Consider the following 21,467-nt stretch of genomic DNA (forward strand, 5'->3'; position numbering starts at 1 on the left):
GCGACGCCACCGGCGGGCCGGCGGCGAACTGATCACGCCTTGCTCTGTTCCATCAGCGCCACGAAGCGGTCGAACAGCGGGCCCACGTCGGTCGGGCCCGGCGAGGCCTCCGGATGGCCCTGGAACGAGAACGCCGGCACGTCGGTGCGGGCCACGCCCTGGTTGGTGCCGTCGAACAGCGAACGGTGGGTCACGCGCAGGGTCGGCGGCAAGGTCGCTTCATCAATCGCGAAACCGTGGTTCTGCGAGGTGATCATCACCCGGCCGTTGTCCAGGTCCTGCACCGGGTGGTTGGCGCCGTGGTGGCCGTGGCCCATCTTCATGGTCTTGGCGCCCGAGGCCAGGCCCAGCAGCTGGTGGCCCAGGCAGATGCCGAAGGTCGGGATCTTCACGTCGATGAAGGTCTTGATCGCTTCGATGGCGTAATCACACGGCTCCGGGTCGCCCGGGCCGTTGGACAGGAACACGCCGTCCGGCTTCAGCGCCAGCACCTCGGCCGCCGGGGTCTGCGCCGGCACCACGGTCACTTCGCAGCCGCGCTCGGCCAGCATGCGCAGGATGTTGGTCTTCACGCCGAAGTCGTAGGCCACGACCTTGAACCGGGCCGGCACGCTGACGAACGCGTTGGCGTCCAGGTCCAGCTGGCCTTCGGTCCAGGTGTAGGTCTTTTCGGTGGTGACCACCTTGGCCAGGTCCATGCCCTTCAGGCCCGGGAACTTGCGGGCGGCTTCCAGTGCCTTGTCCACGTCGATGTCACCGGCCATCAGCGCACCGTTCTGTGCGCCCTTCTCGCGCAGGATGCGGGTCAGCTTGCGGGTGTCGATGCCGGCGATGGCGACCACGCCGCGCTGGATCAGCCAGTCCTGCAGCGACACCTGGCTGCGCCAGTTGCTGGGACGGCGCGGCACGTCGCGCACGATCAGGCCGGCCGACCACACCTTGGACGCTTCATTGTCCTGGTCGGTCATGCCGGTGTTACCGATATGCGGATAGGTCAACGTGACCATCTGCCGGGCGTAGGACGGATCGGTCAGCACTTCCTGGTAGCCGGTCATGGCGGTGTTGAACACCACCTCACCGACGGACAGGCCGGGCGCGCCTACGGATTCGCCCTCGAATACGGTGCCGTCTTCGAGGACGAGGATTGCGGCTTGGGTCACGGAATTCTCACTTTGGCTACCGAAGGGGGGCCGAAGTCACGCCTGCGCTTCACGGAAATCCGGTTGCAAAAAAGCGCGGACGTACGGTCTGGGACCGGTCCGGCTTTCGTGATTCGGCGAGTGCGAATTGTAGCGCCGCCGGGGCGCTGGCGCCAGCGGTTATATCGCTTTATGAACAGGCGATTGCGTATTCATTTCAATCCGGCAGCGTATGTGCGGCCGGAGACGGGGTCGGATCCTTTCCCGAACGGGAAAGGCTCTGACCCCGGGTGCCCGCAGATGAGGGGGTCAGAGCCCTTTCCGCTGGAAAGGGATCCGACCCCGCGCGGTTCAGGCCCGCGGGCCGTCCAGCAGGTCGCGCACGCGGTAGCTGCCCGGCGCGCGGCCATGCAGCTGGCGGGCGGCAAACAGCGCGCCGCGGGCAAAGATTTCGCGGTTGGTGGCCCGGTGCACCAGCTCGATGCGCTCACCCATCCCGGTGAACTGCACCAGATGCTCGCCGACGATGTCGCCGGCCCGCAGGCTGGCGTAATGCGGCTGCGCCCCGCCCCGCTGCGCCGCGGCGCCCAGGGTCAGCGCGGTGCCCGAGGGCGCGTCCTTTTTCTGCGTGTGGTGGGATTCAACGATGTCGCAATCCCAGCCGGCCAGTGCCTGCCCTGCCCGCTCCACCAACTCATCGAGCACCGCCACGCCCAGGCTGAAGTTGGAGGCCCAGACCAGCGGAATCTGCGCGGCCGCCGCCTGCAACCCCTGCCGCTGCGCGGTGGAAATGCCGGTGGTGCCCGACACCAGCCCGGCACCACGCTGCACGCACAACGCCAGCATGGCGTCGAAACCCTCCGGCAGGCTGAAATCGATGGCCACATCGAAGGCCGGTGCACCGGCAAGCTCGCTGGCGGCGAAGAACGGAACGCCGTCCACCACGCGCTGGGCCGGCGCGCGGCCAGTAACCGCCGCAACGATCTGCAGGGTGTCAGGGTGTTCGGCGGTCAGGCGCAGCAGGGCCTGGCCCATGCGCCCGGAAGCGCCGTGGATGAGCAATCGCAGGGGGGTCTGGTTCATGCAGGAAGGCTAGCGGCAGCGCCCCGACCCGTCCAGTAGATCCACGCCATGCGTGGATGCCAGCCCCGCGAACAGCCGTCGAGCAAGCTCGACGCTACCGCTTCGTGGGGCCGCAGCTGTCGCAGCCACCACAGGCGCCACCACCGCCACTGGCGGGCGGCGCGATCTTCCGGCCCAGCGCCTGCAGCCACGCCGGGCGGCCCGGTTTCAGCAGCGCCAGCGCCACGCTGCCGCGCAGCCTGCGCGCCGCGCCCGGGAACTGCTTCTTCAGCACCACCCATGCACTGACCAGCACGGCCAGCGCGATGATGAGGTACTGGATCAGCAGCCCGGCGGTCATCAGCCGCCCCCCAGCGCCACGGTCACCTGGTAGGTGATCAGTGCCGCCACGTAGGCCGCGGCAAACAGGTACACGGTGGCAAAGCCCATCTGCTTCCACGAATTGGTTTCGCGCTTGATGGTGGCCAGGGTGGAAATGCACATGGGCGCGTAAATGAACCACACCAGAAGCGACAGACCCGTGGCCAGCGACCAGCCATCGCTCAGCAGCGGGGTCAGCGCCTGCGCCGCGGCATCGTCATCGGCGGCCGACAACGCATACACGGTAGCCAGCGAAGACACCGCCACTTCGCGGGCGGCCATGCCCGGAATCAGCGCGATGCAGATCTGCCAGTTGAAGCCCAGCGGCGAGAAGATGGCGGTCATCGCATGGCCGATCTGCCCGGCGAAGCTGTAATCGATGGCCGGCATGGTTGCCCCTTCCGGCGCACCGGGGAAGGACAGCAGGAACCACAGCAGCACGGTCAGGGCCAGGATGATGCCGCCCACGCGCTTGAGGAAGATCATGCCGCGCTCGTACAGGCCCACGGCCAGATCGCGCGGGTGCGGAATGCGGTAGGACGGCAGTTCCAGCAGCAGCGGATGCTCGCTCTTGTCGCGGCGCCACTTCTTCATCACCCACGACATCACCAGCGCACTGAGGATGCCGGCCACGTACAGGCCGAACAGCACCAGGCCCTGCTGGTTGAAGATGCCGACCTTGCCCTCGGGAATGAAGGCGCCGATCAGCAGCGCGTACACCGGCAGGCGCGCCGAGCAGGTCATCAGCGGCGCCACCAGGATGGTGGCCAGGCGGTCACGCGGGTCCTGGATGCTGCGGGTGGCCATGATGCCGGGCACGGCGCAGGCGAAGCTGGACAGCAGCGGGATGAACGAGCGCCCCGACAGGCCGGCGGCGGCCATCATGCGGTCCAGCAGGAACGCCGCGCGTGGCAGGTAGCCCGATTCTTCCAGGGCCAGGATGAAGGCAAACAGGATCAGGATCTGCGGCAGGAACACCACCACCCCACCCACGCCGGCGATGATGCCGTCGGTCAGCAAGCTGGTCAGCGGCCCGGCCGGCAGCGCGCCGGCCGCCAGCTCGCCCAGCCAGGCGAAGCCGGCTTCGATGCCGTCCATCAGCGGCGTCGCCCAGGCAAACACCGCCTGGAAGATCAGGAACATCACCACCACCAGGGTGGCCAGACCGAACACCGGGTGCAGCAGCCAGCGGTCCAGGGTGTCATCGATCTTCGCGGTGCGTGCCGGCATGCGCACGGCCGCCGACAGGATGTCGCGCACCTTGCCGTGGTAGTCGATGCCGCCTTCAACGCCGGCCAGCGGCGCATCCAGGTGCGGCACCATGGCGTCGAGGCGCTCCACCAGCGCGCGCGCGCCCTGCTTGCGCACCGCCACGGTTTCCACCACCGGCACGCCGATTTCGCGTTCCAGCGCGGCCACATCGATCTGGATGCCACGGCGCTGCGCCGCATCGACCATGTTCAGCGCGATCACCATCGGCTTGCCCAGCTCGCGCAGCTCCAGCGCGAAGCGCAGGTGCAGGCGCAGGTTGGTCGCATCGATCACGCACAGCAGCACGTCCGGGGCTGCCTCGCCCGGGTAGAAGCCCCGGCACAGGTCACGGGTGATCGCCTCGTCCAGGCTGGCCGGCTGCAGGCTGTAGGCACCGGGAAGATCGAGCACGGCAAATTCGCGACCGGACGGCGCGCGCAGGCGGCCTTCCTTGCGCTCGACGGTAACGCCGGTGTAATTGGCCACCTTCTGCCGGCTGCCGGTCAGCTGGTTGAACAGCGCGGTCTTGCCGCTGTTGGGGTTACCGACCAGCGCGATGCGCAGCGGCGTGGCGGAGGCGTTGCTGGTCATGCACGGCTTTCCTGGCGGGCGGCATCGATCACGACGCGCTTGGCTTCAGAGATACGCAGGGCGAAACGGGTGAAACCGACCTGCACCAGGAGCGGCTCGCCCCCCACCGGGCCCTTGGCCACCAGACGCACCTCCTCGCCCTTGACGAAGCCCAGCTCGCGCAGGCGGCGGGCAATGGCATCGTTGGCGTGCAGGTCCTGCACGGAATCGACCACGGCCGGGGTGTGCAGGGGCAGTTCGGACAGCGTCATCTAGCGCGTTCTCTGCTGGATGTAAATGGTTCTCGATTCTAACATTCCCGCGTCGCGTCATGGCCCATGACCAATGGCCCGCTATGATCCATACAGGTATGAAGTGACCCTGGAATCCCATGAACGATGCTTTGCAGATCGAGCGCAGCGGCGCCACCCTGACCCTCTGGCTGAACCGGCCAGCCCTGCACAATGCCTTCGATGCAGGGCTGATCGCCCAGCTGACCACGGTGCTGGACGAGGCCGGCCGCGACGACGGCGTACGGGTGGTGGTGCTGGCCGGGCATGGCGCCTCGTTCTCGGCCGGTGCCGACCTGCAATGGATGCGCAGCATGGCCGCGGCCAGCGAAGCGGAGAACCGTGACGATGCCCTGGCCCTGGCGCGCCTGATGCGCACCCTGGATGAGCTGCCCAAGCCGACCCTGGCGCGGGTGCACGGCGCCGCCTTCGGTGGCGGGGTGGGCCTGGTGGCCTGCTGCGATATCGCCATTGCCAGCACCAGCGCCCGCTTCGGCTTGACCGAAAGCCGCCTGGGACTGCTGCCGGCGGTCATTTCCCCCTACGTGATCCAGGCCATCGGCGCCCGCCAGGCCCGGCGCTGGTTCGCCACCGGCGAGCATTTCGACGCCGAGACCGCGCTGCGCATCGGCCTGGTCCATCAGCTGGTCGAACCGGACCGGCTGGACGATGCCCTGCACCGCCAGCTGGCCCTGCTGGACAAGGCCGGCCCGATCGCGTCAGCGTCGGCCAAGCAGCTGGTCCGCCAGGTCTGCGACAGCCGCGACCGCGACCGCCTGGACCACGACAATGCCGACCTGATCGCCCGCCTGCGGGTATCGGCCGAGGGCCAGGAGGGGCTGGGCGCCTTCCTCGACAAGCGCGCCCCGCACTGGGTCACCGAAGCCTGACCGTTTTCCTGCACGCCATCCACACCGCGTGGCCGGTCATATGGGCGGCCTGCGTATCCCCTCTGGCAGCCGGAACAACCGGCCGCCCCGTTTCCCCAGGACCCGACGTGATCCGATTCCCGCTGCCCTGCCCCTCTGCTGCCGATGACACCTGCCCTGCGCTGGGCACTGCCGGGGCACGCGCATGAGCGATTTCGTCCGCATCGTCGAAGTCGGCCCGCGCGACGGCCTGCAGAACGAAAGCCAGGCCGTGTCCACCGCCGACAAGATCGCCCTGATCGATCGTCTGTCGGCCACCGGACTGCGCACCATCGAAGCGACCAGCTTTGTCAGCCCGCGCTGGGTGCCACAGCTGGCCGATGCCAGCGAGGTCTTCACCGGTATCACCCGGGTGCCGGGCGTGGCCTACCCGGTGCTGGTGCCCAACGAGCAGGGCTATGACCGCGCAGTGGCGGCGGGCGTACAGGAAGTGGCGGTGTTCACCGCTGCCTCGGAAGCCTTCAACCGCCGGAACACCAATGCCGGCATCGACGAATCGCTGGCGCGCTTCCAGCCGATCCTGCAGCGCGCACTGGTCGACGGCGTGCGCGTGCGTGGCTACGTGTCCACGGTGCTGGGCTGCCCCTACCAGGGCGAGGTACCGCTGGCCGACGTGGTGTGGGTGGCCCGCGCCCTGCATCGCATGGGCTGCTACGAAATCTCGCTGGGCGACACCATCGGCGTCGGCACCCCGCACAAGGCCCGCGCCATGCTGCAGGCGGTCGCCGCCGAGATTCCGATGTCCGCCCTGGCCGTGCATTTCCACGACACCTATGGCCAGGCCATTGCCAACATCGCCACCTGCCTGGAAGAAGGCGTGCGCGTGGTCGACAGCGCGGTGTCCGGCGCCGGCGGCTGCCCCTACGCCAAGGGCGCCAGCGGCAACGTGGCCAGCGAAGACGTGGTCTACCTGCTGCGCGGCCTGGGCCTGGAATGCGGGGTGGACCTGGATGCACTGGCCGCCACCGGCCGCTGGCTGGCTGGCCTGCTGGGCCGCACCACCGCCAGCCGCACCGGCCAGGCACTGGCGGCCACATGACCGCCCGCGGCCCGCGCGACCGTCCGGCCCTCGGCGAACCTTCCGCCGCAACCGACGTCGCCCTGGCCGCACTGGACAGCGCACTGGCGGCCACACCGCCGGCGGCGCAGGCCCGGCTGCTGGAACAGGCCCGGCAGGCCCTGCTGGATGAGCGCCAGCGCGCGCTCGATCACCAGTCACGTTATGCCGCCCTGTTCGATGCCGTGCCCGACCCGGTCAGCATCCTCAGCGCCGAGGGCGTGGTGCTGGATGTGAACCGGGCCGGCATCCAGGCCTACGACCGCCCGCGCGAGGCCATCGTCGGCCAGCCGATCGAGATGCTGAACCCGGACCTGCCCAGCGACCACCTGGAACCGGTCTGGGAAGCCCTGAACCGGGGCGACACCTACGTCATCGAAGTCACCAACATGCGCGGCGATGGCAGCCGCTTTCCGGTCGAGGTGCACTCGGCCGGCTTCAGTGATCGCGGCGAGCGCTGCATCGTGGCCGTGGCCCGCGACCTGAGCGGCCGCTGGCGCGCCGAATCACGCTACCGGCTGCTGATGGAATCCATCGACAAGGGCGTGATCCTGTTCGACCGCAACCTCAACGCCCTGTCGGCCAACCCGGCCGCGCACCGCATCCTGGGCCTGGCCGGCGACGGCACCGGCCTGCACTCGCTGCTGGACCCCGAAGCGTGGATCGTGGTGGACGAACACGGTCAGCCGCTGCCCACGGCGATGTGGCCGACCAACCGCTGCTTCCAGGCCGGGCGGGTGATCCGCAGCACGGTCATTGGCCTGTACCACCGCCCGCGCGGGCGCATGCTGTGGCTGTCGTGCACCAACGTGCCGGTGTTCAGCAGCGGCTGCGACGAGGCTGGGCACGTGTATGCGATGTTCAGCGACATCACCGAACTGAAGCGCAACAGCCTGCTGTTCTCGCGCGCGCAGTCGCTGGCGCACATTGGCGGTTGGGAATGGGACCGTGGCCTGCAGCGGCTGTACCTGACCGACGAGGCGCGCCACATCGTCGGCCAGCCCGACGACGTGCAGGACATGCCGGACCTGCTGGACTGCCTGCGCAGCGATGACCGCCAGGCCCTGCAGCAGGCCCTGACCGACACCATCGAACACCGCAGCAGCTTCGGCCTGGAACTGCAGGGGCAGCGCCGCGATGGCCATTCGTTCTGGATCCGCATGATCGGCGAGGTCTCCACCGGCGATGTCGACGCCGCACGCATTGCCGGCACCCTGCAGGACATCACCGAGCGCAAGCAGGCCGAAGAGACCCTGCGCGTGCAGGCGCGCACCGACCCACTGACCGGCATCATGAACCGCGACGCCGTGCTCAGTGACCTGGACGTGCGCATGGCCAGCCCCGGCCACGACCGGGTGGCGGTGCTGTACATCGACCTGGACCGCTTCAAGGTGGTCAACGACCTGCTGGGCCACAACGCCGGCGACGAGCTGCTGATCGAAGCCACCCAGCGCATTGCCCGCGCGATCGGCACCGAGGGCCTGCTGGCCCGGTTTGGCGGCGACGAGTTCCTGGTCATCTGCGATCTGCGTGACCAGCCCGACCAGGCCGAGCAGCTGGCCGAACGCATCATCACCGCCTTCGTGCCGCCCTTCCAGCTGGGCAGCGACGAGTTCCCGGTGACCGCCAGCATCGGCATCGCCTGCGCCCCGCAGGACGGCGACCGGCCGCAGCAGCTGATCCAGAATGCCGACACCGCCATGTACGAGTGCAAGCGACGCACCCGCAATGGCTGGCAGGTGTTCTCGCAGGAACTGGCCGAACGCCAGAACGACCGGCTGCAGATTGAAAGCCGCCTGCACAAGGCGCTGGACGGCGACGAATTCCTCCTGGTCTACCAGCCGCAGGTGAACCTGCGCACCGGCGCCACCATCGGCTGCGAAGCGCTGATGCGCTGGCAGAACAGTCAGCTGGGGGAAATGCGCCCGGACCTGTTCATCCGCCATGCCGAACATACCGGCGATATCGTGCGCATCGGCCACTGGGCCCTGCGCGAGGCCTGCCGCCAGGTGCGGCAGTGGCGCGACGAAGGGCTGGGCGTGATGCGGGTGGCGGTGAACGTGTCCTACCGCCAGTTCACCGGCGACGACCTGGCGCGCAACGTGCGCAGCCTGCTGGACGAGTTCGAACTGCCCGGCACCGCACTGGAGCTGGAATTCACCGAACGGGTGTTGATCGAGGACGCGCCCGACACCCTGCGCACCTTCGCCCGCCTGCGCGAGATGGGCGTGATGCTGACCATCGACGATTTCGGCGAGGGCTACAGCGCACTGAACTACCTGCGCCGGCTGCCCATCCATGGCCTCAAGCTCAGCCAGTTGTTCGTGGAAGGCATTCCGCGCAACCGCTCGGACGTGGCGGTATGCGAGGCGGTCTGCGCGATCGCCCGCAGCCTGGGCCTGGGCGTGGTGGCCGAAGGCGTGGAAAACGAGGCCCAGCGGCAGTGCCTGCTGGACCTGGGCGTGACCGTGGGCCAGGGCTTCCTGTTCGCTCACGGGCTGGAGCCGGGCGAATTCGAGCGCCACCTGGCCCGCAGCCGCTGACCCATCCCGGTAGGTGCCAACCTTGGTTGGCACGATTTCCCCGCCCCGGTAGGTGCCAACCTTGGTTGGCACGATTTCCCGTCTGGTAGGTGCCAACCTTGGTTGGCACTGCTGGAACAGTCGAGCAAGCTCGACTCTACGTAATCCACCCATCCCACCCGCCTTTGCAGCACCGCACAACAGCGTGCGCCGCACCTTCCGTTAGAATCGGCGGTTCTTGAACCTGCAGGACCGTGCAATGCAGCTGTCTTCCGTACGTGCCGTGATCACTGGCGGCGTTTCCGGCCTCGGCCTGGCCGTGGCCGAACACCTGGTCGCCCACGGCGGCAAGGTCGCCCTGTTCGATCTGAACGACGACAAGGGTGCGGCCGCGGTCGCCGCGCTGGGCGCCGACAAGGCCCGCTATTTCAACGTCAATGTCAGCGACGAAGCCGCCGTGGCCGCCGCCATCGACCAGGCGCACGACTTCCTGGGCGGGTTGAACCTGGCCATGAACTGCGCCGGCATCCTCGGCGCCGGCCGCGTGCTGGGCAAAGAGGCGCCGATGCCGCTGGCCAACTTCCAGGGCACGGTGATGGTCAACCTGGTGGGCAGCTTCAACGTGGCCAAGGCCGCGGCCAACCGCATGCAGCACAACGCCGCCGGCGATGACGGCGAGCGCGGCCTGATCATCAACACCGCCAGCGTGGCCGCCTACGAAGGCCAGATCGGCCAGGCCGCCTACTCGGCCAGCAAGGGCGGCGTGGTCGCCATGACCCTGCCGATGGCCCGCGAACTGTCGCGCTTCGGCATCCGGGTGAACACCATCGCCCCCGGCGTGTTCTGGACGCCCATGGTGGACGGCATGCCCGAGGCCGTGCAGCAGTCGCTGGCCGCCTCGATCCCGTTCCCCTCGCGCCTGGGCAAGCCGGAAGACTTCGCCAGCCTGGTCGGCCACATCATCGGCAACACCTACCTCAACGGCGAGACCATCCGCCTGGACGGCGCCACCCGCCTCGCTCCGAAGTGATTCCCCCGGGCGCCGGGATGGCGCCCTCCCCCAACCGACCTAGAACACCATGAAAGCCAACGACATCAAGAAGGGCAACGTCGTCGAGTACAACTACGGCGTGTACCAGATCCGCGACATCGAGCGCAGCTCGCCGCAGGGCCGCGGCGGCAACGTGCGCTTCCGTTTCATCATGTACAGCGTGCCGGGCGGCAACAAGCTCGACGCCAGCTTCGATGCCGATGACAACCTGGTTGAAGTGGAACTGCTGCGCCGCCAGTCCACCTATTCGTACAAGGACGGCGATGCCTTCGTGTTCCTGGATGACGAGGACTACACCCCGTACACCCTGGACGCCGACGTGATCGGTGACGACGCCGGCTACATCACCGACGGCCTGACCGGCATCTACGTGCAGGTCATCGACGAGCAGCCGGTGGCGATCCAGCTGCCGGCCTCGGTCGTGCTGGAAGTGATCGAGACCCCGCCGGAACTGAAGGGCGGCACCGCCACCAAGCGCCCGAAGCCGGCCAAGCTGAACACCGGCATCGAAATCATGGTGCCGGAGTACATCGCCAACGGCGAACGCGTGCTGGTGAACACCGCCACCGGCGAATTCGCCGGCCGCGCCGACTGATTGACCTGCGCCGGGCGTGGCCCGGCGCTACCGCTGTTCGTAGAGTCGAGCTTGCTCGACTGCTCCACGCGTGCCAACCAAGGTTGGCACCTACCAGGAACGGGCGCGGGCGTGGCCCGGCGCTACCGCTGTTCGTAGAGTCGAGCTTGCTCGACTGCTCCATGCGTGCCAACCAAGGTTGGCACCTACCAGGAACGGGCGCGGGCGTCGCCCCCCGGCTACCGCCGCTCGTAGAGTCGAGCTTGCTCGACTGCTCCCTGCGTGCCAACCAAGGTTGGCACCTACCAGGAATGGGCGCGGGCCTGGCCCGGCGCTACCGCTGTTCGTAGAGTCGAGCTTGCTCGACTGCTCCATGCGTGCCAACCAGGGTTGGCACCTACCAGGAACGGGCGCGGGCATGTCCGCACGGGGCCTCTTCATGCGTGCCAACCAAGGTTGGCACCTACCAGGAATGGGCGTGCGGTAGCAGCCGTCGAGCAAGCTCGACGCTACGGGGCGGGCGCGGCGAAGCGGCCGCAACCGTGGTACTGCCGGGTGCCCACGGTCAACATGGCCGACGCCTCGAAATCCTGCCCGCTCATGTCGTCCTGGCACGGCGTGCGCTGGAAACTGAGCTTGATGTCGGTGCCATCACCGGCCTTGCCCACCCAGCCATCGGCGCCTTCGGTGGGCGCCGGCACCTGGAAGCGGCGCTGGCCGTAATCCACTTCCACCTGCAGACCGGGCGACGGCCCATCGACCACGGCCAACCAACCCGGCTCATTGCCGGTGGCGCGGAAAACCGGCTGCCGGCTCGTATCCGCGGCCGACGCAGGTGCTTCCGGAGCGGTACTGGACGTGGGTCGCGCCGGCTGGCAGGCGGCCAGCACGGCGGCGAGGGAGACGGCCATCAAGGCGGAAACTGCACGCATGGCGTGGCTCCTTGTCGCAACTACAGGAACCTTGACCCTAGCACCGCGCTGTAAACGTGCACTGAAAACCAGCCCGGTGCGCTGACGCGCGGTTCAGACAGGCGCGTCGGCCGCAGCTGCCTGCCCGCGCAGCCGCTCGGCCAGCGCAGCCAGGTTGGCATCGATGGCGTCCATCTGCGCGCGCTGCGCAGACGGCAGCTGCGCGCGCAGCTGCTGGCGAAGCGCCTGCCAGGCCGGCACCGACTGCGCGCTGGCCGTTGCCACCTCACGTGCAAGCGCGACCTGTTCTTCGGGCAGGGGCAGACCGTAACCGGCATCGGCCAGCAATGCTGCGGGGCGCAGCCACTGTCCACTCTGCTGCAGCAGGCTGCGCAGTCGTTCCGTCGCCGCGCTGTCAGGCGCGGCCAGCAGGCGCCGCTTCAGCACATCGCGCGCGCGCAGCTCGGCCCGCCGCTGTGCCGCCTGTTCCAGCAACAACAGGGCCGCGGTAGCACGCATGTCGCCGCGCTGCAGCCACGGCGTCCGCTGGTCCGGCGCAAGCTTCAGCCACGCTGTCACGCTGTGCACCGGCAGATCGAGCTGCGTGGCCGCTACCGTGAACAGCTGCTGGTAGTCATCGCGCGCAGAGGCGAAGTAATAGCCCTGCGCCTGCGCCGATGTGCGATCGGCCAGTACCGTCTCGTCCAGCGTCTGTAACCGCAGCAGGCGCCGACGCAGGCCACGCGGCGTCAGCTGCGCCAGGCCGGCCTCACCCAGGCGTGGCACGCCGGCCTGCAGGAGCTTGGCGGTTTCCACCGCACAATTGTTGCTGACAAAGAAATAGCGACCGTCGTAGCTCCAGTGCACCTGCGCGGTCCGCTCCAGCAGGCTGGCGATCTCGGTGCGATCCAAGTGCAGCGGCAGCGACTGCAGGCCGCGCAGCTCCACCTTGGTGTATTCATCGATCACCTGCTGCAGCGGCAGCACGAACAGGCGCGAAGGATAGCCACCGGTCAGCCCACGCCAGTTGGACAACTGCACATCGCCCACGAACGCGCGGAACGACAGCACCCGGTGGTGTTCCAGGTCCAGGCGGCACTCAGGGCCCGGCGCGCGGCCCGGGCGGCAGATCACCAGCCGCAGCATGCTGTGGCCCCAGCGGCTCATGGGCTGGGCGCTGCCTTCGGCAAACAGGTAATCCACGGCGTACACACGGGCCGGGGCCAGGGCCAGCAACGAGGCCGCACCTTCTTCATTGTCAGCCTGCAGCAGCGGCATCTCGACCGCGCACTGCGGATCCGGCAGCGAAGGTGGGGTGCCGAAGTGCGTGCGGTACCACTGCGCCAGTGCCGGTCGACGGCAGCCAAAGTCTGCGTCCAGCACGAAGTATTCGGCGTTCACCGCCAGGTACTCGGCCGCGCTGTGGCGTTCGTACGCATCCGGGCTGCGGTCGGAAAACGCGTTGTCACTCCGCCCCAGGTGCCACGGCCGCCGCTGCCAACCGGCCAGGTCGCGCCAGCGGGCGCTTTTCGACCACTGCCCGCCACTGCGGTCGGCCACATGGGCCAGTTCGTGTACCAGCGCACTGCGCCGGGCCCGGCGTGCACCCGGCGCCCCGTCATCCAGCAGCGCGCGACGCAGCGCGATGGCACTGGCGAACGCGCGGCCGTGCACGTCCTGCGGCAGGTCGGCACGCCAGCCCACCGTCACCTGCGCCGGCAGCGCCTGCAGCAGGCCGGCAGGCAGCAGGGCCTGCACATCATCCAGGGTTTGCTGGGCGGTGTGCCGCTGGGCGCCGGTCAGTCCGGCCGGATCGAGCTGCAGCCGCCCGGCGGCATGCGCGGTCGGCGCCATCAGCCACGCCATCACGGCAATCCCGACCGCCACCGCAGCGCGCCACGGTAGCGCCGGGCCATGCCCGGCGACGGTGGTGGCCGCGCTCATTGCGCCCGCATCAACGGGCCAGCAGTGCCCGCGCCAGTTCCAGGTCGCTCTGCTGCTGTGCGCCGGCATCCTGCTCGCGCAGGTGCACCAGCGCCGCCTGCAGGCGCGCGCCACGGATCTGGCCGTCAGTAGCCACGAACGCGGCGGCATCATCGCGCGCTGCGCGCACCACCTTGTCATCGCCGGAACTGCTGCCCGACGAACCGGACGAGGCGCCGGTGGCCGAGCCTGCCGAGGTGCCAGCGAAGCTGGAAGCGAAGCCGACCGGCGGCAGGGACAGCAGGGCAAGCAGCAGCGCAGATCGGATCATGGTGTGCGGTTCGCAGTGGACGTGGGTGAAGCGTAACGGCATCGTGAAGAAGATGGGCGGATCAGGCGTCGAACAGCTTGCCGGGATTCAGCCGTGCTTCTGGATCGAAGGCGCGCTTGACCGCCTTCATCAGCGCGATTTCGGCCGGGCCACGGGTGCTGTCCAGGTAACCCTTCTTGACCAGGCCGATGCCGTGCTCGGCGGAAATGCTGCCATCGAAGCGCGCCAGCACCTGCGCCAGCAGCTTGGTCACGTGCTCGCACTGCGTTACGAAATCGGCGTCGCTGGTGTCATCGGGCTTCAGCACGTTGATATGCAGGTTGCCATCGCCGATATGGCCGAACCAGACCACGTCGAAATGCGGGTAGGCCTGGCCGATAAGCCCCTGGGTTTCGGCCAGGAACGCCGGCATCGCCGAAATCCGCACCGACACATCGTTCTTGTACGGCTTGTAGCGGGCCAGCGCTTCGGTGATGCCCTCGCGCAGGCGCCACAGCTGCGCCGCCTGGGCATCGCTGGCACTGATCACGCCGTCGCTGACCCAGCCATTGCCCATGCAGTCCTCGAAGGCGGCCATCGCGGCGGCTTCCTGCGCCTCGTCGTTGGCCGCAAACTCGGTGACCACGTAATACTGGTGCACCTCGTCAAACGGGGCCTGCGCACCATGCGCCAGCACGTGTTCCAGCGCGCGGTCGGTGAAGAATTCGAACGCCTGCAGCTGCAGGCGCGCGCGGAATGCGGCGAACACCTGCATCAGCACGTCGAAGCTGGGCACCGCCAGCAGCATCACGTTGCTGGCCGGCGGCGGGTCGGTCAGCTTTACCGTCGCCTCCACGATCACGCCCAGCGTGCCTTCCGAACCGATCAGCAACTGGCGGAAATCGTAGCCGCTGGAGTTCTTGATCAGGCCCTTGTTGAGCTCCAGCAGTTCACCGCTGGCGGTCACCACTTTCAGGCCGGCAATCCACTCGCGGGTGTTGCCGTAGCGGATCACCCGGATGCCGCCGGCATTGGTGGCGATATTGCCGCCAATCGAGCAGGAACCACGCGCGGCAAAATCCACCGGGTAGATCAGGCCGTGCTCCAGCGCGGCGTTGTGCAGCGCCTCCAGCGGCATGCCGGCCTGCACCACCAGGGTACGGTCCACGGCATCGTAGGCCAGCGCCTTGTTCATGCGCTCCAGGCTGAGCACCAGCTCGCCATTGGCCGCCACCGCGCCACCGGACAAGCCGGTACGGCCGCCGGACGGCACCACGGCCACGCCTTCGGCCGCGCACCAGCGCATCACCGCCTGCACTTCCTGCACCGTGGCGGGCAACGCAATGACCAGCGGGGCAGGTGCCCAGCGCCGGGTCCAGTCACGGCCGTAGTGTTCCAGGTCGGCGGGATCGGTCTTCAGCTTCAGGCCGGGACAGGCCTGCTGCAACGAGGCGATGCGGGAATCGGTCATGACGGTCCAGCGCGGTGCGTGAAGAACGGGCAAGCGTGCCAGCGGCGCGCACGGGCGTCCAGTCCCGGCCGCTGGAGGCGATAGGTTCGAATGCAACCATTTCCGCACTGCACCATGGCGGCGGTGATCTGGCATAGTGAGCGGCCCCTGTCCCACTGGCCGTGCCGTCCCATGTCGCCGAAGAAGACCTCGTTCCCCAAGCAGGATATCCGCGTGCTGTTGCTGGAGGGGGTCAGCCAGACCGCCGTGGAGGTGTTCACCGCCGCCGGCTACAGCCAGATCGAGGCCCACAGCAAGGCCCTGCCCGAAGATGAACTGAAGGCGCGCATCGCCGAGGCACACATCGTCGGCATCCGTTCGCGCAGCCAGCTCAGCGCCGAAGTGCTGGCCGAAGCCAAGCGCCTGATCGCGGTGGGCTGCTTCTGCATCGGCACCAACCAGGTGGATCTGGACGCGGCCGAACTGGCCGGCATTCCGGTGTTCAACGCCCCCTACTCCAATACCCGCAGCGTGGCCGAGCTGGTGATTGCCGAGGCGATCATGCTGACCCGCGGCATTCCGCAGAAAAACGCCGAGTGCCATCGCGGCGGTTGGTCGAAGTCGGCCAGCGGCAGCCACGAGGTGCGCGGCAAGACCCTGGGCATCATCGGCTACGGCCATATCGGCACCCAGGTCGGCGTGCTGGCCGAATCGCTGGGCATGCAGGTGATCTTCCACGACGTGGAAACCAAGCTGGCGCTGGGCAATGCCCGCGCCGCGGCCAGCCTGGACGACCTGCTGGCGCGCGCCGACATCATCACCCTGCACGTGCCGGAAACCGCGTCCACCCAGTGGATGATCGGCAGCACCGAACTGGCGAAGATGCGCAAGGGCGCGCACGTGATCAACGCCGCCCGCGGCACCGTGGTCGACATCGATGCGCTGGATGCCGCCCTGGCCAGCGGCCACATTGGTGGCGCGGCGCTGGACGTGTTCCCGGTCGAGCCCAAGGGCAACGGCGATATCTTCGAATCGCCGCTCACCCGCCACGACAACGTGATCCTGACCCCGCACGTGGGCGGCAGCACGCTGGAAGCGCAGGACAACATCGGCGTGGAAGTGGCGGCCAAGCTGGTGCGCTACAGCGACAACGGCAGCACCCTGTCGGCGGTCAACTTCCCGGAAGTGACCCTGCCCGAGCATGCCGACAGCCTGCGCCTGCTGCACATCCACCAGAACGTGCCCGGCGTGCTGTCCAAGGTGAACGAGATCTTCTCGCGCCACAACGTCAACATCGACGGCCAGTTCCTGCGCACCGACCCAAAGGTGGGCTACGTGGTGATCGACATCGCCGCCAGCGAGGAACAGGCCAGCGCGGTGCGCGACGAACTGGCCGCGATTCCAGGCACGCTGCGGACGCGCATCCTGTATTGACCCACACCTCGCCGGGCATGGCCCGGCGTTACCGGGCCCGGGGCCGGGGCTTGGCCATCCACGCATGGCGTGGATCTACCGGGGCCGGGTCGTGCCATCCACGCATGGCGTGGATCTACTGCGGTCGGGCCATGCGTGGATGAAGCGGCTCAGAAGCCTGCAGCATTCAGGTTCTTGTAGAAGTCCCAATGAATCAGGATGCGCTCTTCCGTCGACAGAAAGAGCGTGTCGACGAAATCCAATTCATCTGCATGCAACAGCCAATCCTCCAGGCAGACGTCCAGCGCCGGCACAGCTTCATCCACCTGGATCACCGTCAACGAAGCGCCAGCAGGCAACCCAACAGCCACAGCAATAGCTCGCAGCTCCTGACCCAAGCGTCCCCGCTCCACACCCGGAACCTCCCGGCGTGACGGCACCCGCTGCCAGTCAATGGATGTATTGAGCGGCAACGCAGCCTTGATCATGGCAAGGGCCGCATGCGCCTTGACTTCACCACAAACGTGAGCCGCAACAAACGCTGCGCAGGCCTCGGAAAGCATCAACGCGCCAGCCAGCGGCTGGCCATGCGCTGCATCGATTCGTCCGATTGCGGATCGGCAGCGACGTCGGCCACCGGCCGCCAGGCCAACGCCAGCGACTCCTCGCTCAGCACGAAGGCTTCCCCGCCCAGCGCGCGGATCACGAAACGCACGTCGTAGTGCCAGTGGCCCGGCACGTCCTTGCGCTCGGGAATCCAGTGCTTGTCCAGGTCGAAGATGGCCGGGTCTTCCAGCACCAGGCCGGTCAGACCGGACTCTTCCTCGCCTTCCTTCAGCGCCACGCGGGCGAGGTCGCGGTCGCCATCGGCATGCCCGCCCAGCTGCAGCCAGCGCTGCAGCTTGCGGTGATGGGTGAGCAGCACCCGCTGGCCGTCAGCGCTGACCAGCCAGCAGCTGGCGGTGAAATGCCCGGCCAGACGCTCGCGCCGGAACGGATCTTCCGGATCCTCCAGCAATGTGCCGAATTCGGCAGCCAGCTCGCCGTGGGACGGCTCCCGGCCGGCATATTCCTGCAGCAGGCTGCGCAGCCGATCATCAAGCACGGCAAGGGATTCGACGGATTCGTTCATGAATGCGGGGCGATCTGGAAAACATCGGCCATTATCGCCGTTCATTGTTGCGATTGCGCTTGTGCGGTGGCTTCAGCTTTGGCTAAGGTACAGCGGGCCGTTCGCGCGGTCTTCACCATTCCAGGCCGCCGGCAACGTATCGGCGGCCCTCCCAAACCGATCATCAGGAAAGTTCTGCATGCTGAAAGCTCTGTTGAGGGTCAAGCCGGTACAACCGGCCGGGCACGTCGATGCTGGCGAACCCATCGAAGGCAGCCTGGACGGCGAAGCCACGTTGAAACGGACCCTCACGGCTAAACACCTCATCCTGCTGGGCGTAGGTGCGGTGATCGGCGCAGGTATCTTCGTGCTCACCGGCCAGGCGGCGGCCAACCACGCCGGCCCGGCGGTGATGCTGTCGTTCGTGATCGCCGGTTTCGCCTGCGCCTTGGCGGGCCTGTGCTACGCCGAGTTCGCCGCGATGATGCCGGTGTCCGGCAGCGCCTATTCCTATTCCTACGCCACCCTGGGCGAAGGCATGGCCTGGTTCATCGGCTGGTGCCTGGTGCTGGAATATCTGTTCGCCTCGGCCTCGGTGGCCGTGGGCTGGTCGGCGTACCTGATCAGCTTCATCACCACCACGCTGCACATGCCCTTCCCGGACCTGCTCAGCGCAGCACCCATCGCCTGGACGGGCAGCGAATTCGTTTCGTCCGGCAAGCTGTTCAACCTGCCGGCGGTGCTGATCGTGGCGGCCGTGTCGGGCCTGCTGTACGTGGGCGTGACCCAGTCTGCCTTCGTCAACGCGATCATCGTGGCGATCAAGGTCACCGTCATCTGCCTGTTCATCGGCATCGGCGCGGCCCACATCGACCCGGCCAACTGGCAGCCGTTCATCCCCGAAAACACCGGCGTGCCGGGTGAGTTCGGCTGGAGCGGCATCTTCCGCGCGGCCACCATCGTGTTCTTCGCCTACATCGGCTTCGATGCGGTCTCCACCGCCGCCGGCGAAACCAAGGACCCGCAGCGCAATATGCCGATCGGGCTGCTCGGCTCGCTGGCGGTGTGCACCATCGTCTACATCATCGTCTGCGCCGTGCTGACCGGCATGATGCCCTACCACCTGCTGGGCACCGACAAGCCGGTGGCCACCGCGCTGGAAGGCTACCCGCAGCTGGCCTGGCTGAAGACTGCCGTGGAAGTGGGCGCCATCGCCGGCCTGTCCTCGGTGGTGCTGGTGATGATGATGGGCCAGACCCGCATCGCCTACACGATCTCCCGCGACGGCCTGCTGCCCAAGCTCTTCGGCAAGGTCCACGCCCGCTTCCGCACGCCCCATGTCGCCACGATCGTGGTCGGCGTCATCGCCGCCGCGCTGGCCGGGCTGGTGCCGCTGAACGTGCTGGGCGAGCTGGTGTCGATGGGCACCCTGCTGGCCTTCGCCACGGTCTGCATCGGCGTGCTGGTGCTGCGCTATACCAAGCCGGACATCCATCGCCCGTTCCGCGTACCGGCCGTGTGGATCATCTGCCCGCTGGGCGCGGCCACCTGTCTGTTCCTGTTCTGGCAGGCCTTCGTGGTGCATTGGCACCTGTTCGTCGGCTGGACCGTGCTGGGCATGCTGATCTACCTGGGTTACGGCATGCGCAACAGCAAGCTGGCCAAGTCGCCCTGATCGCCCTACGGGCCGGCCCTGCGCCGGCCCGTCCGTTTTCCCCCGCGCCGCCTCGAACGGCGCTTCGACAAGACCGACACACATGTTCAAGCAACTGTGGGCCACCAAGCATCCGCATGCCGCCCATGAAGACGCCAACGGGCTGAGCCTGCGCCGCCACCTGGGCCCGTGGGGCCTGACCGCGCTGGGCATCGGCGCGGTGATCGGCGGCGGCATCTTCGTCATCACCGGCCAGGCCGCAGCCAACCACGCCGGCCCGGCCATCATGCTGTCGTTCGTGCTGGCCGCGATCTGCTGCGCGTTCTGCGCCCTGGCCTATGCCGAATTCGCCGCGATGGTGCCGGTGTCCGGCAGCGCCTACACCTACACCTACGCCACCTTCGGCGAACTGTCGGCCTGGTTCATCGGCTGGATGCTGGTGCTGGAGTACGGCGTTTCGGCCTCGGCGGTGGCGGTCAGCTGGACCGGCTACTTCCTCAGCTTCCTCAGCCAGTTCGACATCCATCTACCGGCTGCGCTGGTCAGCGCGCCACTGGATGCGCAGCTGCGCCCAACCGGTGCCATCGCCAACATTCCCGCCGCCATCCTGGTACTGCTGCTCACCTGGCTGTGCTACGTGGGCATCAGCAAGTCTTCGGCGATGAACATGGCCATGGTGATCCTCAAGACCGGCCTGATCGTGCTGGTGATCGTGGTCGGCTGGAAGTACGTGGACACCAGCAACTGGACCCCGTTCATCCCGGCCAATGAAGGCCCCGGCAAGTACGGCATGGAAGGCGTGCTACGTGGCGCGGCCATGGTGTTCTTCGCCTACATCGGCTTCGAGGCGGTGTCGGTGGCGGCGCAGGAATCGCACCGTCCGCAGCGCGACATGCCGATCGGCATGATGCTGTCGCTGGTGATCTGCACCGTGCTGTACATCGCCATGGCCGCCGTGATGACCGGCCTGGTGCCGTTCCAGCTGCTGGGCACCGACGAACCGGTGGTGACCGCCGTGGCCGCGCATCCGCAACTGGGCTGGCTGCGCTGGGTGGTGGAAGTGGGTGCCCTGATCGGCCTGGCCTCGGTGGTGCTGGTGATGGTGATCGGGCAGCCGCGCATCTTCATGATCATGGGCCGCGACGGCCTGCTGCCGCCGGTGTTCACCAAGATCCACCCGAAGTACCGCACGCCGCACATCAATACCGTCATTACCGGCATCGGCATCGCCCTGCTGGCGGCGCTGTTCCCGCTGGATATCCTCGGCGAGCTGACCTCGATGGGCACGCTGATCGCCTTCGCAGCCGTCTGTGCAGGCGTGCTGATCCTGCGCCGCACCCAGCCCGACCTGCCGCGTCCGTTCCGCATTCCGGCCGCCTGGCTGGTCTGCAGCCTGGGCGTGATCAGCTGCCTGGCGCTGCTGTCGGCGATGACGCTGCACAACTGGATGCTGATGGGCGTATGGACCATCGTCGGCTTCGTGATCTATTTCGGCTACGGCTTCAAGCACAGCCGCCTGCGGGGTAAGTGAGGGTTTGTTTTGCTTGCAGGGCCTGCGGCCCTGCACCCGCCAGAGCAACGGCAAGAGCGGGTGTGCTGGTTTGGCGGGGCCGGTTGGGTTCGCGGGGGACGCCGTGAATCCGTCCCTGGAGGCTTAGCCGCGCCATCCATGGCGCGGATACCCCCGCGAACCCAACCCGCCCCGCCCCTGACGGTCTCCCGGTCCGTCCGGATGATTCACGGCATGCGTGGATGAACTCTCTCCGGCGAACGATGCCCCTGTAGAGCCGTGCCATGCTCGGCTGCGAGCAAGCGCAGCGCCGCGAACCGCTTTCCGCTCTTCCCTCTTCACTCCGTGGCTGGCGCGCA

At 67.8% G+C, this 21,467-nt stretch carries 18 protein-coding genes and 1 pseudogene; 8 read left to right on the plus strand and 11 right to left on the minus strand.

From position 1 onward, the window contains the following. Positions 1-32: 32 nt before the first annotated feature. The 5 genes from carA to AC06FA_RS08495 all read right to left on the minus strand — a co-directional run bounded on the left by carA (position 33) and on the right by AC06FA_RS08495 (position 4,675). Positions 33-1,160: a glutamine-hydrolyzing carbamoyl-phosphate synthase small subunit gene (carA, locus tag AC06FA_RS08475; RefSeq protein ID WP_478067910.1), complete on the minus strand. Its 1,128-nt coding sequence runs from the start codon at positions 1,158-1,160 to the stop codon at positions 33-35. Between the two features lie 330 nt (positions 1,161-1,490). Beyond that, positions 1,491-2,222, minus strand: coding sequence for a 4-hydroxy-tetrahydrodipicolinate reductase (dapB, locus tag AC06FA_RS08480; RefSeq protein WP_478067911.1), 732 nt, complete (start codon positions 2,220-2,222; stop codon positions 1,491-1,493). Positions 2,223-2,316: 94 nt separating this feature from the next. After that, the gene (locus AC06FA_RS08485; RefSeq protein WP_478067912.1) at positions 2,317-2,562 is read right to left on the minus strand and encodes a DUF6587 family protein; all 246 of its coding nucleotides are present in this window, start codon (positions 2,560-2,562) and stop codon (positions 2,317-2,319) included. After that, positions 2,562-4,424 carry a ferrous iron transport protein B gene (gene feoB / locus AC06FA_RS08490; protein ID WP_478067913.1) on the minus strand — a complete coding sequence of 621 codons (1,863 nt, stop codon included), beginning with the start codon at positions 4,422-4,424 and terminating at the stop codon, positions 2,562-2,564. The genes AC06FA_RS08485 and feoB overlap by 1 nt, the downstream gene beginning before the upstream one ends. Beyond that, positions 4,421-4,675 carry a FeoA family protein gene (locus tag AC06FA_RS08495; protein ID WP_108749493.1) on the minus strand — a complete coding sequence of 85 codons (255 nt, stop codon included), beginning with the start codon at positions 4,673-4,675 and terminating at the stop codon, positions 4,421-4,423. The genes feoB and AC06FA_RS08495 overlap by 4 nt, the downstream gene beginning before the upstream one ends. 119 nt (positions 4,676-4,794) lie before the next feature. On the opposite strand from AC06FA_RS08495, the gene AC06FA_RS08500 reads away from it, so the two are divergent. From AC06FA_RS08500 to yeiP, 5 genes are all read left to right on the plus strand, one after another. Beyond that, positions 4,795-5,583 (plus strand): enoyl-CoA hydratase/isomerase family protein, encoded by a 789-nt coding sequence (locus AC06FA_RS08500; RefSeq protein ID WP_478067914.1) that lies wholly within the window; start codon positions 4,795-4,797, stop codon positions 5,581-5,583. Positions 5,584-5,767: 184 nt separating this feature from the next. Then, complete coding sequence (locus tag AC06FA_RS08505; protein ID WP_478067915.1) at positions 5,768-6,661, plus strand: hydroxymethylglutaryl-CoA lyase; 894 nt, start codon at positions 5,768-5,770, stop codon at positions 6,659-6,661. Beyond that, on the plus strand, positions 6,658-9,222 hold the full coding sequence (locus AC06FA_RS08510; RefSeq protein ID WP_478067916.1) for a putative bifunctional diguanylate cyclase/phosphodiesterase: 2,565 nt from the start codon (positions 6,658-6,660) through the stop codon (positions 9,220-9,222). Before AC06FA_RS08505 ends, AC06FA_RS08510 begins: the two co-directional genes overlap by 4 nt. A 238-nt stretch (positions 9,223-9,460) precedes the next feature. Continuing rightward, positions 9,461-10,231 carry an SDR family NAD(P)-dependent oxidoreductase gene (locus AC06FA_RS08515; RefSeq protein WP_478067917.1) on the plus strand — a complete coding sequence of 257 codons (771 nt, stop codon included), beginning with the start codon at positions 9,461-9,463 and terminating at the stop codon, positions 10,229-10,231. Positions 10,232-10,280: 49 nt separating this feature from the next. Then, the gene (gene yeiP / locus AC06FA_RS08520; RefSeq protein WP_478067918.1) at positions 10,281-10,847 is read left to right on the plus strand and encodes an elongation factor P-like protein YeiP; all 567 of its coding nucleotides are present in this window, start codon (positions 10,281-10,283) and stop codon (positions 10,845-10,847) included. Positions 10,848-11,335: 488 nt separating this feature from the next. On the opposite strand, the pseudogene AC06FA_RS08525 reads toward yeiP, so the two are convergent. From AC06FA_RS08525 to AC06FA_RS08540, 4 genes and pseudogenes are all read right to left on the minus strand, one after another. Continuing rightward, a pseudogene (locus AC06FA_RS08525) lies at positions 11,336-11,626 on the minus strand (hypothetical protein); the annotation flags it as partial. Between the two features lie 225 nt (positions 11,627-11,851). Further along, on the minus strand, positions 11,852-13,603 hold the full coding sequence (locus AC06FA_RS08530; protein ID WP_478067962.1) for a DUF7844 domain-containing protein: 1,752 nt from the start codon (positions 13,601-13,603) through the stop codon (positions 11,852-11,854). Positions 13,604-13,691: 88 nt separating this feature from the next. Then, positions 13,692-13,991 carry a DUF2388 domain-containing protein gene (locus tag AC06FA_RS08535; RefSeq protein WP_478067919.1) on the minus strand — a complete coding sequence of 100 codons (300 nt, stop codon included), beginning with the start codon at positions 13,989-13,991 and terminating at the stop codon, positions 13,692-13,694. Positions 13,992-14,052: 61 nt separating this feature from the next. Then, positions 14,053-15,441: an FAD-binding oxidoreductase gene (locus tag AC06FA_RS08540; protein ID WP_478067920.1), complete on the minus strand. Its 1,389-nt coding sequence runs from the start codon at positions 15,439-15,441 to the stop codon at positions 14,053-14,055. 171 nt (positions 15,442-15,612) lie between these two features. Here AC06FA_RS08540 and serA point away from each other — a divergent pair, with 171 nt between their 5' ends. Beyond that, positions 15,613-16,854, plus strand: coding sequence for a phosphoglycerate dehydrogenase (gene serA / locus AC06FA_RS08545; RefSeq protein ID WP_478067921.1), 1,242 nt, complete (start codon positions 15,613-15,615; stop codon positions 16,852-16,854). A gap of 149 nt (positions 16,855-17,003) precedes the next feature. Here the strand turns inward: serA and AC06FA_RS08550 are convergent, their stop codons facing one another. Then, positions 17,004-17,396, minus strand: coding sequence for a hypothetical protein (locus AC06FA_RS08550; protein WP_478067922.1), 393 nt, complete (start codon positions 17,394-17,396; stop codon positions 17,004-17,006). Continuing rightward, positions 17,396-18,010, minus strand: a complete 615-nt coding sequence (locus AC06FA_RS08555; protein ID WP_478067923.1) for an NUDIX hydrolase — start codon at positions 18,008-18,010, stop codon at positions 17,396-17,398. The genes AC06FA_RS08550 and AC06FA_RS08555 overlap by 1 nt, the downstream gene beginning before the upstream one ends. Positions 18,011-18,143: 133 nt before the next feature. Here AC06FA_RS08555 and AC06FA_RS08560 point away from each other — a divergent pair, with 133 nt between their 5' ends. After that, positions 18,144-19,619, plus strand: coding sequence for an amino acid permease (locus tag AC06FA_RS08560; protein ID WP_478067924.1), 1,476 nt, complete (start codon positions 18,144-18,146; stop codon positions 19,617-19,619). An 82-nt stretch (positions 19,620-19,701) separates the two neighbouring features. Next, on the plus strand, positions 19,702-21,129 hold the full coding sequence (locus tag AC06FA_RS08565) for an amino acid permease (protein ID WP_312710190.1): 1,428 nt from the start codon (positions 19,702-19,704) through the stop codon (positions 21,127-21,129). The last annotated feature ends 338 nt before the right edge of the window (positions 21,130-21,467 follow it).

The organism is Stenotrophomonas sp. Steno-C17, from assembly GCF_056393165.1.

What these genes read in the sequence shown, in the direction of transcription:
- AC06FA_RS08540 (WP_478067920.1), bottom strand. Translation starts at nt 15,441, where the DNA reads ATGACCGATTCCCGCATCGCCTCGTTGCAGCAGGCCTGTCCCGGCCTG.
- AC06FA_RS08565 (WP_312710190.1), top strand. Translation starts at nt 19,702, where the DNA reads ATGTTCAAGCAACTGTGGGCCACCAAGCATCCGCATGCCGCCCATGAA.
- serA (WP_478067921.1), top strand. Translation starts at nt 15,613, where the DNA reads ATGTCGCCGAAGAAGACCTCGTTCCCCAAGCAGGATATCCGCGTGCTG.
- AC06FA_RS08485 (WP_478067912.1), bottom strand. Translation starts at nt 2,562, where the DNA reads ATGACCGCCGGGCTGCTGATCCAGTACCTCATCATCGCGCTGGCCGTG.
- AC06FA_RS08555 (WP_478067923.1), bottom strand. Translation starts at nt 18,010, where the DNA reads ATGAACGGCGATAATGGCCGATGTTTTCCAGATCGCCCCGCATTCATG.
- AC06FA_RS08560 (WP_478067924.1), top strand. Translation starts at nt 18,144, where the DNA reads ATGCTGAAAGCTCTGTTGAGGGTCAAGCCGGTACAACCGGCCGGGCAC.
- AC06FA_RS08530 (WP_478067962.1), bottom strand. Translation starts at nt 13,603, where the DNA reads ATGGCGTGGCTGATGGCGCCGACCGCGCATGCCGCCGGGCGGCTGCAG.
- AC06FA_RS08550 (WP_478067922.1), bottom strand. Translation starts at nt 17,396, where the DNA reads ATGCTTTCCGAGGCCTGCGCAGCGTTTGTTGCGGCTCACGTTTGTGGT.
- AC06FA_RS08500 (WP_478067914.1), top strand. Translation starts at nt 4,795, where the DNA reads ATGAACGATGCTTTGCAGATCGAGCGCAGCGGCGCCACCCTGACCCTC.
- AC06FA_RS08495 (WP_108749493.1), bottom strand. Translation starts at nt 4,675, where the DNA reads ATGACGCTGTCCGAACTGCCCCTGCACACCCCGGCCGTGGTCGATTCC.
- feoB (WP_478067913.1), bottom strand. Translation starts at nt 4,424, where the DNA reads ATGACCAGCAACGCCTCCGCCACGCCGCTGCGCATCGCGCTGGTCGGT.
- AC06FA_RS08515 (WP_478067917.1), top strand. Translation starts at nt 9,461, where the DNA reads ATGCAGCTGTCTTCCGTACGTGCCGTGATCACTGGCGGCGTTTCCGGC.
- AC06FA_RS08505 (WP_478067915.1), top strand. Translation starts at nt 5,768, where the DNA reads ATGAGCGATTTCGTCCGCATCGTCGAAGTCGGCCCGCGCGACGGCCTG.
- yeiP (WP_478067918.1), top strand. Translation starts at nt 10,281, where the DNA reads ATGAAAGCCAACGACATCAAGAAGGGCAACGTCGTCGAGTACAACTAC.
- AC06FA_RS08510 (WP_478067916.1), top strand. Translation starts at nt 6,658, where the DNA reads ATGACCGCCCGCGGCCCGCGCGACCGTCCGGCCCTCGGCGAACCTTCC.
- AC06FA_RS08535 (WP_478067919.1), bottom strand. Translation starts at nt 13,991, where the DNA reads ATGATCCGATCTGCGCTGCTGCTTGCCCTGCTGTCCCTGCCGCCGGTC.
- dapB (WP_478067911.1), bottom strand. Translation starts at nt 2,222, where the DNA reads ATGAACCAGACCCCCCTGCGATTGCTCATCCACGGCGCTTCCGGGCGC.